Below are 11104 nucleotides of genomic sequence, written 5' to 3' on the forward strand. Positions count from 1 at the left end.
TGTTCGAGGCGATCGATAAGATCTGAAGAAAGCGGTTCCAGAACCGGACCTCGTCCTTCTTCAAAAAGAACCGGATATCCGATGGCGTCGGGTACGACGAAGATGTCCGAAAACAGTATGCTTGCATCAAAACCATACCGACGGATCGGCTGGAGTGTGACCTCTGTTGCAAGATCGGGGGAATAGCAGAAGTCGAGGAAGTTTGACGCCTTGGCTCTGACTTTCCTGTATTCGGGAAGATAGCGTCCGGCCTGGCGCATCATCCAGATGGGAGGTGGCCATAGCTTTTCTCCGGAGAGCACCCGCATCACGGATCTGTCTTGGGATTTCATGAGGTCGCCTTTCCCACATTTCAAATCTAATAAGATTCTTATTTTGAATCTGTTTTTTATATTTGTGCGTGGATTACCGGGATCATTTTCTATCCACAATGCATAAGCTCAATTTTCTCGTCGGGAAAAATCGAAGCTATTGTTCAGTTGAAACACTCCCCAGGAGTCGATAACAAAATTAGTTTCTTTATTACAGTCACTTGTGAGAGTGTTTACCTTTCGTTAAGAAATTGGGCGCTGGTGGATAATCTGTCGATATGTCACAGCTCCCTTGTGAATCCACATCGACCCACAACCGTTTCGGAGTCAGTTTGCGCGTCTTTAAGCTTTGTTAATAAATCCTGCCAAGCGTGCATAAACTTCGTGCTAAGGACAGTGACAGGGAGATGACTCCCATTTCATCAACAGGTCTGGGGATGACATCGTGAACAAGTCGAGACACTACTTCCATCTGCATCTCGTGACTCTACCGGCGAAACGCTGATGACCGTGGCCCGTGCGGCGACGGTCCAGTATGACAATGTTCAGGAAATAGAGCATGTCTATCCTCTCGTGCGGTCGCCCAAGCAGCTGGATCGCGTTATCAGCGAAATCGAAAACGCGCCGGGCATTGTCCTTTACACGCTGGTCGATGACGAGATCGCAAAACGGCTGGAGCACAAATGCCGCGAACTCGGCGTGCCGTTCGTGAATATATTGGATCCGGTTTTTGCTGTGTTTCAGTCCTATCTCAACGTGACCCAGACCCATCGCATTGGCGGGCAGCACGAATTGGACGCCGAGTATTTCCGTCGCATGGAAGCGCTCAATTACACGATGATGCATGACGACGGCCAGGTTTGGGACGATCTTGAATCCGCCGATATCGTTTTGATCGGTATCTCAAGGACGTCAAAGACCCCGACATGCATCTATCTTGCAAACCGGGGCATCAAGGCTGCGAATGTACCGCTTGTTCCCGGTATTCCATTACCGGAACATGTGAAGAGCCTGAAAAAGCCGATGATCGTCGGATTGATCGCATCCGTTGAGCGTATCCAGCAGATTCGGCGAAACCGCGTGCTGTCGCTCAATTCGGACGGCTACAACGATACCTATGTCGACCGGAAGGAGATTTCGCAGGAAATCAACATGACACGGCGGCTCTGCTCGGAACAGGAATGGCCGCTGATTGATGTCACCCGGCGGTCGGTCGAGGAAACGGCTGCTGAAATTTTGACCCTTTTCAAGGATTACAAAGCCGAGCAGGACGATATCTCGGAAGCAGAAAGTTCGGCCAACATTTGAGAGGTACACCATGGCACTTGTTCTGGCGAGCGGAAGCAAAATCCGCGCGGAATTGATGCAAAATGCCGGCCTGGCGATCGACGTCGATCCTGCAGATGTCGATGAACGTGCCGTGGAGGCACCTCTATTGAAGGCAGGCTTTCTGCCGGAAGACCTGGCCAGCGTTCTGGCAGAGGCGAAGGCGAATGATGTCAGCGGTCGCAGATCCGGTGATCTCGTGGTCGGTGCCGATCAGATCCTGGCATTTGACGGTGAACGCCGGACCAAGCCGGACGATATGGAAGCTGCCCGTCGACAGTTGCTCACATTTTCCGGAAAAACGCATGAGCTTCATTCGGCCGTGGTGATGTCCAGAAATGGTGAAGCAATCTGGAGACACGTTTCAACGGCGCGTCTCACAATGCGCGACCTGACGCCGACTTTTATCGGACATTACCTAGCCGATGCCGGCAATTCGGTTCTTTCAAGCGTGGGTGCCTATCAGTTGGAAGGCATTGGAATTCAGCTGTTCGAAAAGATCGAGGGTGACTATTTCACCATTCTCGGACTGCCCATGTTGCCGCTGCTTGCCGAGTTGCGGACGCTTGGGATCATCGAAACATGAGCAATATTTTTCCCAAGGCGGCTATTACCGGACATCCGGTCGCTCATTCAAGATCGCCATTGATCCATGGCTACTGGCTGAAAAAACACGGTCTTGCCGGAGAATATGGCCGTGTGGACGTCGCTCCGGAAACGGCTGAAGCGTTTTACCGGAATTTTTCTGCCTCGGGTCTGATCGGGGCAAATGTCACGGTGCCTCACAAGGAAACGGCGGCGGCAAGCTGCGATTGGCTCGACGAAGCGGCCAGAACAATGGGTGCTGCAAACACGCTCTGGCTTGATGAAAGCGGAAAACTCTGCGGCGCGAATACCGACGGTTTGGGCTTTTTGGGAAATCTTGATCAGCTGTCGCCGGATTGGGACAACGCACCTGGAACGGCTCTCGTCCTTGGAGCGGGCGGTGCGGCCCGAGCGATTGTCTGGGCGTTGCTTTCGCGAAAGTTCACAACTGTGCATATCGTGAACCGTACGCAGGAAAAAGCACAACGAATAGCCGATGAATTTGGTTCCAAAACAATTGCGCATGGTTGGGAAAAGTTGGGGAAATTGCTTGAAGAAGCAGATCTTCTGGTCAACACGACATCACTTGGAATGACCGGAAAGCCGCCACTTGAAATAGATCTCGCACCTTTGCCGACAACGGCACTTGTCACCGATATCGTTTACGTGCCTTTGGAAACAGATTTGCTTAAAAACGCCGCTGCCAGAGGCAACCCAACAGTGGATGGACTTGGAATGCTGCTGCATCAGGCAGTCCCGGGCTTTGAACGATGGTTCGGTGTTCGGCCGGAAGTGGATGACACACTGAGAGCCTTGATACTGGAAGATCTTGGAGTGTCAGCGTGATCCGCATTGGTCTGACCGGTTCGATCGGCATGGGCAAGTCGACCACGGCCAAAATGTTCGCCGCCAGAGGTGTTCCCGTTCATGATGCTGATGCGGTCGTTCACGGCCTTTACGAAGGCCGGGCGGCACCGCTGATAGAAGCTGAGTTTCCCGGGACCGTGATCGACGGCAAGGTCGACCGTGCCTTGTTGTCAAAACAGGTGCTGGGCAACACGGAGGCTATGCAGCGCCTTGAGAAGATCGTGCATCCGCTGGTGCAGGAGGAAGAGCAGCGGTTTTTGGAAGAAGCCAGGGCTGACGGCAATGAAATCGTGTTGCTGGATATTCCTCTTCTGTTTGAAACCGGAGGACAAGACCGTGTCGACGTTACCGTCGTGGTTACTGCGGATGCCGAAATTCAGCGGCAACGCGTGCTGGCGCGTCCCGGCATGAACGAAGCGCGGTTTCTTTCCATATTGAACAAACAAATGCCGGATGCGGAAAAGCGTCGCCGGGCCGATTTTCTGGTCGATACCGGATATGGCGTTGAAGCTGCCGAGCAGCGTGTGGATGAAATCCTGGGCAAACTCTCCGCGGATGCATAAATGTCAACGAAGACCGGGGAAAAACAGCGGCCAGACTTGCCTCCGCGCGGCCAAGCTGCACATTGATGGAAGAGGCAAAAGGCAAAAAATGCGCGAAATCTCCTTCGATACGGAAACTACGGGTCTTAATCCGCGCGGCGGTGATCGCCTGGTGGAAATTGGCGGCGTTGAGCTGATCAACCATATTCCCACCGGAAACGTCTACCACGTCTATATCAACCCGCAGCGGGATATGCCGGAAGAAGCTTTTCGGGTTCATGGGCTGTCCGAGAAATTTCTGTCCGACAAACCTTTGTTTGAGCAGGTCGCAGATGAATTTCTGGAATTTGTTGGTGACGCGACACTGGTCATTCACAACGCCGCTTTCGACATGGGCTTCATCAACTTCGAACTTGAGAAGGTCGGCCGCAGGACGATCCCTAACAGCCAGGTGATCGATACGCTGGAAATTGCCCGGCGCAAGCGACCGACAGGCCCGAATTCGCTTGATGCACTCTGCTCGCGCTATGGCATCGACAATTCCAAACGCGTCAAACACGGCGCGCTGCTCGATGCGGAAATTCTGGCCGAAGTCTATCTGGAGCTGATAGGCGGTCGACAAAAGGCGCTTGGTTTGATGCCGGAGGAAGATATGTCTTCCGGAAGTGCTACATCGGCCGAGCCGGGTGAACTTGGCACCTTCAATGCCAAACAGCGCCCGGCGCCACTTTCACGGCCTATGACGGACACTGAATACAGCGCCCACAAGGCCTTCATTGAAGGCATGGGCGAAAATGCGCTGTGGGAAAAATACGCCGGTCCAAAAGACTAGGTTTTACACTCGTACCAAAGGCTGCGATTGAAGGGGTGAATTTACCCGGCTGTTTTGTTGTTGAACTTTGAAAAGCTGTCGGTTTCCAGCGGTTTAGTGCTTCGTATCCAAACAAATTCACATCGTCCCGACGGAACGCAAAAACGGCTTCGAACTGCTGCCTCATTGCAGTCTGCTAGACGCGCGTATGATCTAGTCCATGAGCCATCTTGTTGTTTCGAAATGCCTTTCTGAATAGGCACTGTCAAATGCCCAGGCCATGGTCTGTCCGACCGTCCAGAGCCTCGCGCGCTCCCGGTCCAGCGCCAGCTCTTCGGATAGCCGATCAAGACGAAAGCGGGCTGCTTCTCTTGTGTGTCCGAATTCAAAGCTACGTACGATCGGACTAAGGGCAAAGGCGGGATCGCCCACCAGCGGCTTCGGGTCAATTGCCAGCCATGGCTCCCGATCGGCGGACAAGACGTTGTGGCCGTGAAGATCCTGGTGCAGCAGAACTTGCTCTGTCTCTGTGGAATTCAGCTCTTTCAGCGCAGAGACAGCGAAGTCCACCAGATATCTTTCGCAAGGTTTGCCCGCATTGAGCCAGTCTTTTTCGAGGGACGAAATCCAGCTGGTGGATTCTTCTATAAGCGACAAAAACGGATCGCCTGCAGGAACCAGCAGTTTTCTTAGCAAATCTGCCAGGACTCCAAGCTGATCGGTCTCTGGTGCTTCTGCGAGATAGCTGCCCGGGCGACAGCGTTCCAGCAGCATCGCTCCGATCTCGGGATCATGGCCGAGAAGCCGGCACGCTCCCAGACCGTTCCAGTGTCTGAGCGCATCAGCTTCAAATCGGGATTCGCGATGCACAAACTGAAGTTTCAGGATGACGTCGTCCGGCCCCCGTTTCGCAGGCAGGACAAAAGAGACGTATCCGCCGGAAAACGGTTGCCCGACACTGTCGAGGTCAAATCTGGATCTGGCGGTTCTGAAGAGATCTGGAAGGCGATCCAGCCATGTCCTCCCTGCCTCCTTCTGCCTGAGCCACAGCAGTTTTTCAGGAATTCGAAAGGGGAAGTCTGGCTGGATGTCGTTCAAACAATGTCTCGTTATTGCAAGTTACAACATAGACGGCAGGACGCGGTCCGGCGGCCGGTGACCGTCCATGAACGTCTTGATGTTGATGATCACTTTCTCGCCCATTTCGATCCGACCCTCGATTGTAGCCGAGCCCATATGCGGCAACAGCACAACGTTTTCGAGTTTGACCAACTTCGGATTGACCGCTGGTTCGTGTTCGAAAACGTCGAGACCGGCACCGGCAAGCTCACCGGCTTCCAGCATGCGGATCAGCGCGTTTTCATCAATGACTTCGCCGCGAGCGGTGTTGACCACATAAGCGTCCTGTTTCAGGAGCTTCAACCGTCTGGCAGACAGCAGGTGAAAGGTTCCGGGCGTATGAGGGCAATGGACCGAGACCACATCCATGCGCGCCAGCATCTGGTCGAGACTTTCCCAGAAGGTTGCTTCCAGTTCCTCTTCAATCTCGTCTGAGACCCGTCGCCGGTTGTGATAGTGGATCGACATGCCAAAGGCTTTTGCGCGCCGGGCAACTGCCTGACCAATTCGACCCATGCCGATAATGCCGAGCCGTTTGCCCCAGATCCGGTGCCCTAGCATCCAGGTTGGAGACCAGCCCGCCCAGTCACCGCCTTCCAGCGCCTTGATGCCTGTGGCAAGACGCCGCGGCACCGACAGGATCAATGCCATGGTCATGTCCGCGGTATCTTCGGTCAGGACACCCGGTGTGTTGGTGACGTTGATGCCGCGATTGTTTGCGGAAACGACATCGATATTGTCGACACCGTTTCCGAAATTGGCGATCAATTTGAGATTCTCACCAGCCTGGCTGAGCACGGAGGAATCGATTCGGTCGGTAACTGTTGGCACCAGAACATCCGCTGTTCTGACCGCTTCCACCAGTTCTGCCTGACTAAAAGGCCTGTCATTTTCATTGAGACGCGTTTCAAAAAGCTCACGCATCCGGGTTTCGACAACATCCGGAAGCTTCCGGGTCACAACAACGACAGGCTTCTTTTTCGCCATATCAACTGCCTTTCGCGCTGCGTTGAGACTTTATTAACCTCAACGGATTCACCTTTACGCTGCGCGTTGCGCGAGCGGAAGAGACCACACCCTTTTCCTTACCAGATGGTCCGGCAGAAACAAGGGATCGGTTTCATTCATCGTGCATTGTCAGCAGTCAAGAATCGGCCTGCTGGTTTTCGCGCCTGTTTTTCTGTACAGGTTTGCTTCAAGTAACGATCAATAACAATTGGACTACCGGACAATATGGCACGTTCGACTCCAGGTACCCGCACCTTGCTGGCAATAATTGTAATATTTGCCGGAATTTTCGGAACATCCCATCCCGCAGCAACACAGGGAACGACCACGGGCGTTACCGGTCTACCCATTCCGCGGTTCGTCAGTTTGAAATCCGACCGTGTCAATGTGCGTCTGGGCCCTTCCAGGGAACACGGAATAGCCTGGACGTTCGTCCAGTCGGGGTTACCTGTCGAGATCATTCAGGAATTTGAAAACTGGCGCCGTATCCGCGACTGGGAAGGCAAGCAAGGCTGGGTGTTTCACTCATTGCTGTCAGGCCGGCGCACGGCTCTGGTAACACCCTGGGAAAAGTCAGACCGCACCCCACTTCGCGCGCGGTCTCGTTCCGACGCCGATATCGTCGCGGAACTTGAACCCTTTGTTCTGACCTCAATTACCGAATGTGCCGGCGGGTGGTGCCGTGTCAACGGCAGCACTTACGACGGCTGGCTCGATCAGACACGGCTCTTCGGTGTTTATCCGGACGAATTGATCGAGGACTGATCCGATTTGATTGTTGCCGGACATGAAAAAGGCGGCCAACGGACCGCCTTTTTGTATTTGCAAATGTCCCAAGGCCTAATCGACTTTGGTTTCCTGCGCCTTCAACTCTTCCAGGCGTGGCATCGACATGATGTTGTAGCCGCTGTCGACAAAGTGGACTTCGCCAGTGACACCACCGGAAAGATCAGACAGCAGATAGAGACCGGTGCCACCGATTTCATCAAGAGAGACTGTCCGGCAAAGCGGTGAATTGCGTTTCTGGAAGTTGAACATCAGACGTGCGTCGGAAACGCCAGAGCCTGCAAGTGTCCGGACCGGACCGGCCGAAATCGCGTTAACGCGAATGTTCTGCTCGCCGTAATCCACCGCCAGATAACGCACGGATGATTCAAGTGCCGCTTTCGCGACACCCATGACGTTGTAGTTCGGCATCACTTTGGTGGAACCGCCATAAGTGAGCGTTATCATGGAACCGCCGTCAGTCATCAGTTCCGCTGCGCGTTTGGCGATTTCCGTGAATGAGAAGCAGGAAATCAGCATCGTGCGGGTGAAGTTTTCCCGCGTTGTATCGGCAAATTTACCGCGGAGCTCCGACTTGTCGGAAAACGCGATGGCATGCACCAGAAAGTCGATGCTGCCCCATTCTTCCTTGAGGGTGTTGAATACGGCATCGACAGAATCGATGTCCTCGACATCACACGGCAACAGAATGTTCGACCCGACGGAATCGGCCAGTGGTTTGGTGCGCTTCCCGAAAGCATCGCCCTGATAGGTAAAGGCGAGTTCAGCACCATGATCGGCCAGGGTTTTGGCAATGCCCCAGGCAATGGAGTGATCGTTGGCAACGCCCATGATCAGGCCGCGTTTGCCCTTCATCATTTCAGACATGAATTTCTCCTCAGCCGTGGTAGCGCGACAGTGCTAGGGAGGCGTTGGTGCCTCCGAAACCGAAGCTGTTGGAGAGCACGGTATCGAGACCGGCGTTATCGACACGCTCCATGACAATCTCGTCCTTGCTCAAGGCTGGATCGAGCTCGGTGATATTGGCGGATGCCGTCATGAAGTCGTTCTGCAGCATGAGCAGGCAATAGATAGCTTCCTGAACGCCGGTTGCACCAAGGCTGTGCCCGGTCAGTGATTTCGTGGAAGACGCCGGCGGCTGGTTTTCGCCGAAGACCCGCCGAATGGCTTCAATCTCGCCGACATCGCCGACCGGTGTCGATGTGCCGTGTGTGTTGATGTAGTCGACCTTGCGCTCGCCAATGGTTTCAATGGCAAGCCGCATGCAGCGCTCTCCGCCTTCACCGGACGGAGCAACCATGTCGTAGCCGTCGGAATTGGCCGCATATCCGGTTACTTCAGCGTAGATCTTCGCGCCGCGCGCCTTGGCATGTTCCAGTTCTTCCAGAACGACAACACCACCACCGCCAGCGATCACGAAGCCGTCGCGGGTCGCATCATAGGCACGCGAAGCCGTTTCAGGTGTGTCGTTGTACTTGGAGGACATCGCACCCATGGCGTCGAACAGGCAGGACAGCGTCCAGTCCAGCTCTTCGCCGCCGCCGGCGAACATCACATCCTGCTTGCCGAACTGGATCTGCTCGGTTGCCGAACCGATACAGTGTGCAGACGTGGAGCAGGCAGAGGTGATCGAATAGTTGATCCCCTTGATCTTGAACGGCGTTGCCAGGCAGGCAGAGTTGGTCGAGCTCATGCCACGGGTCACCATGAAGGGACCCATGCGCTTCGGAGATCCTTTTTCCAGAACAATCTGGTGTGCCTGGAACAGATTTTTGGTCGACGGGCCACCGGAACCCATAATCAGACCGGTCCGGGTGTTGGAAACGTCGTTTTCTTCCAGGCCGCTATCTGCGATCGCCTGTTGCATGGCAATGTAGTTATATGCCGCGCCGTCGCCCATGAAGCGAAGCTGACGTTTGTCGATCAGAGACGGAATATCGACATCCGGTTTGCCTTGAACCTGGCTCCGGAAGCCATGTTCGGCATAGTCGGGAGCAAAACTGATACCGGATTTGCCCTCTCGGAGGCTTGCCAGAACTTCTTGTGCGTTCGATCCGATGGACGACACGATTCCGATCCCGGTGACGACAACGCGTCTCATTGCGGTCTCCTACTTTCTTCTCGGGTACGGCAAGGCTTTTGAATTGAGTTTTTGCCTGCTTGACCCTTACATAATGCGCAAACCGGCGCTTCCGAATAATAAGAAACGCCGGTTCAATTCGATAGTGACTAAATAGCGCCTTTAGGTTTTCGCCAGGCCAACGCGCAAATCGGTTGCCTTGTAGATCTGTTCGCCGTCGGCTTTCAGCCAGCCATCGGCGATGCCCAGAACCAGTCGGCCCTTCATGATCCGTTTGAAGTCCACACCATATTCGACCTTTTTCACGTCAGGTGTGACCATACCCTTGAATTTGATCTCGCCGGTGGAAAGCGCCATGCCTTTTCCAGGAAGACCGAGCCAGCCAAGATAGAACCCTGTCAGCTGCCACATGGCGTCAAGACCCAGACACCCCGGCATAACTGGGTTACCCTGGAAATGACACGGGAAGAACCACAGGTCCGGTTTGATGTCGAACTCGGCGCGGGCATAACCCTTGTCATATTCGCCACCGGTTTCGGAAATATCCGTAATCCGGTCGAACATCAGCATCGGAGGAAGAGGCAATTGGGCGTTGCCAGGGCCAAACAACTCGCCGCGGCCGCAGGCGAGTAGAGCTTCGTAGTCGTAGCTGGAGCGGCGCTCGGTCATTCAAGATCCGTTTTCTTGTATCCTACCCTAGTCCCCCAAAGGTGGACGGGTTGTTTTTGGTTCGTTTATGGCGCCTTCCTAACACAGGGGAACCATGACCGAAAGATGTGACTTGCGCTACATCGCGGGCTTTTCTGCCCTTTTTGAATGATTTGAGTATGAACTTTGGCAATTCCGGATGCCCGCGAGTTCCAATTGCCGCGTGAAAAACTTGCATATTGGGTACAAGAAATGGCAGATATAGGTGAATGTCTGTTGAAACAAGTTCTTGACCAATAGGATGCAGACGAGAAAAATCTATTGGAAACAAGGCTTTAGACTTGGATCGATTTGGAATGACGACACGCATGCTGACGGATACCGCCGGTAAAGATGTGACCGATATGCTGCGAACGGCTGGATTGCGGCCGACGCGCCAACGTGTGTCGCTGGCTGAAATTCTGTATTCCAAGGGAGATCGCCACGTTTCCGCAGAGTTGCTTCACGAAGAAGCGGTCGACGCCGATGTGCCGGTGTCGCTAGCGACAGTTTACAATACGCTGCACCAGTTCACCGAGGCCGGCCTGCTGCGGGAAGTCGCCATCGAAGGCAACAAGACCTATTTCGACACCAACGTTTCCGATCACCATCATTTCTTCATCGAAGGTGAAAACCGGGTGATCGATATTCCAGGTGAAGGCGTCGGGATCGGGAAACTGCCCCGGGCGCCTGAAGGCATGGAAGTGGTTCGGGTTGATGTGGTCGTGCGAGTGCGGGAAAAACAATAATATCGAGGCCTTCGTGCCTCTGCTTCACGCCAAACCCGTTTCGACGTAACGCAATTTCCATAAATAGTAGTCTGCAGTCGACCCGATTTCGGTGAGATGGCGCTGTCCGTCCGCCTCGAAGCCGATTTTCTTGAGAAGGTTGGCCGAGCGCGTGTTTTCCGGATGAGTGATTGCGCAGATTGTGCGTAGTTTCAGTTCCCTTTCAACGAAATCCAGAACCGCCAATCCCGCCT

The 11104-nt window shown here is 54.1% G+C and carries 13 protein-coding genes and 1 pseudogene; 7 read left to right on the forward strand and 7 right to left on the reverse strand.

What is annotated here, in order from left to right:
• On the reverse strand, positions 1 to 332 hold a 332-nt coding region (locus K5905_RS16735; protein ID WP_297585885.1), incomplete at its 3' end, for a uroporphyrinogen decarboxylase family protein.
• Between the two features lie 424 nt (positions 333 to 756).
• Between K5905_RS16735 and K5905_RS16740 the strand changes: the two are divergent.
• From K5905_RS16740 to dnaQ, 5 genes and pseudogenes are all read left to right on the forward strand, one after another.
• A pseudogene (locus K5905_RS16740) lies at positions 757 to 1619 on the forward strand (pyruvate, water dikinase regulatory protein).
• Positions 1620 to 1629: 10 nt separating this feature from the next.
• Complete coding sequence (locus K5905_RS16745) at positions 1630 to 2223, forward strand: Maf-like protein (protein WP_297585886.1); 594 nt, start codon at positions 1630 to 1632, stop codon at positions 2221 to 2223.
• Entirely contained in the window at positions 2220 to 3068 is an 849-nt protein-coding gene (locus K5905_RS16750) for a shikimate dehydrogenase (protein WP_297585887.1), read from the forward strand. Before K5905_RS16745 ends, K5905_RS16750 begins: the two co-directional genes overlap by 4 nt.
• The gene (coaE, locus tag K5905_RS16755) at positions 3065 to 3652 is read left to right on the forward strand and encodes a dephospho-CoA kinase (protein WP_297585888.1); all 588 of its coding nucleotides are present in this window, start codon (positions 3065 to 3067) and stop codon (positions 3650 to 3652) included. The genes K5905_RS16750 and coaE overlap by 4 nt, the downstream gene beginning before the upstream one ends.
• Positions 3653 to 3740: 88 nt before the next feature.
• The gene (dnaQ, locus tag K5905_RS16760; RefSeq protein ID WP_297585889.1) at positions 3741 to 4463 is read left to right on the forward strand and encodes a DNA polymerase III subunit epsilon; all 723 of its coding nucleotides are present in this window, start codon (positions 3741 to 3743) and stop codon (positions 4461 to 4463) included.
• A 192-nt stretch (positions 4464 to 4655) separates the two neighbouring features.
• Here the strand turns inward: dnaQ and K5905_RS16765 are convergent, their stop codons facing one another.
• Both K5905_RS16765 and K5905_RS16770 read right to left on the reverse strand, forming a co-directional pair.
• Positions 4656 to 5540, reverse strand: coding sequence for an aminoglycoside phosphotransferase family protein (locus tag K5905_RS16765; RefSeq protein WP_297585890.1), 885 nt, complete (start codon positions 5538 to 5540; stop codon positions 4656 to 4658).
• Between the two features lie 21 nt (positions 5541 to 5561).
• Positions 5562 to 6548, reverse strand: coding sequence for a D-glycerate dehydrogenase (locus K5905_RS16770; RefSeq protein ID WP_297585892.1), 987 nt, complete (start codon positions 6546 to 6548; stop codon positions 5562 to 5564).
• A gap of 246 nt (positions 6549 to 6794) precedes the next feature.
• Here K5905_RS16770 and K5905_RS16775 point away from each other — a divergent pair, with 246 nt between their 5' ends.
• Positions 6795 to 7334, forward strand: coding sequence for an SH3 domain-containing protein (locus K5905_RS16775; protein ID WP_297585894.1), 540 nt, complete (start codon positions 6795 to 6797; stop codon positions 7332 to 7334).
• A gap of 75 nt (positions 7335 to 7409) precedes the next feature.
• Here K5905_RS16775 and fabI read toward each other — a convergent pair whose 3' ends face one another.
• From fabI to fabA, 3 genes are all read right to left on the reverse strand, one after another.
• Complete coding sequence (fabI, locus tag K5905_RS16780; RefSeq protein WP_297585895.1) at positions 7410 to 8222, reverse strand: enoyl-ACP reductase FabI; 813 nt, start codon at positions 8220 to 8222, stop codon at positions 7410 to 7412.
• 10 nt (positions 8223 to 8232) lie between these two features.
• Entirely contained in the window at positions 8233 to 9456 is a 1224-nt protein-coding gene (fabB, locus tag K5905_RS16785; RefSeq protein ID WP_297585897.1) for a beta-ketoacyl-ACP synthase I, read from the reverse strand.
• Between the two features lie 141 nt (positions 9457 to 9597).
• Entirely contained in the window at positions 9598 to 10104 is a 507-nt protein-coding gene (fabA, locus tag K5905_RS16790; RefSeq protein WP_297585899.1) for a 3-hydroxyacyl-[acyl-carrier-protein] dehydratase FabA, read from the reverse strand.
• A gap of 335 nt (positions 10105 to 10439) precedes the next feature.
• On the opposite strand from fabA, the gene irrA reads away from it, so the two are divergent.
• Positions 10440 to 10871, forward strand: a complete 432-nt coding sequence (gene irrA, locus K5905_RS16795; RefSeq protein WP_297585900.1) for an iron response transcriptional regulator IrrA — start codon at positions 10440 to 10442, stop codon at positions 10869 to 10871.
• A gap of 24 nt (positions 10872 to 10895) precedes the next feature.
• On the opposite strand, the gene K5905_RS16800 is transcribed toward irrA, so the two are convergent.
• On the reverse strand, positions 10896 to 11104 hold a 209-nt coding region (locus K5905_RS16800; RefSeq protein ID WP_297585901.1), incomplete at its 5' end, for a GNAT family N-acetyltransferase.

The sequence above is a fragment of the Roseibium sp. genome (genome assembly GCF_025698965.1).
Lineage (GTDB): Bacteria > Pseudomonadota > Alphaproteobacteria > Rhizobiales > Stappiaceae > Roseibium.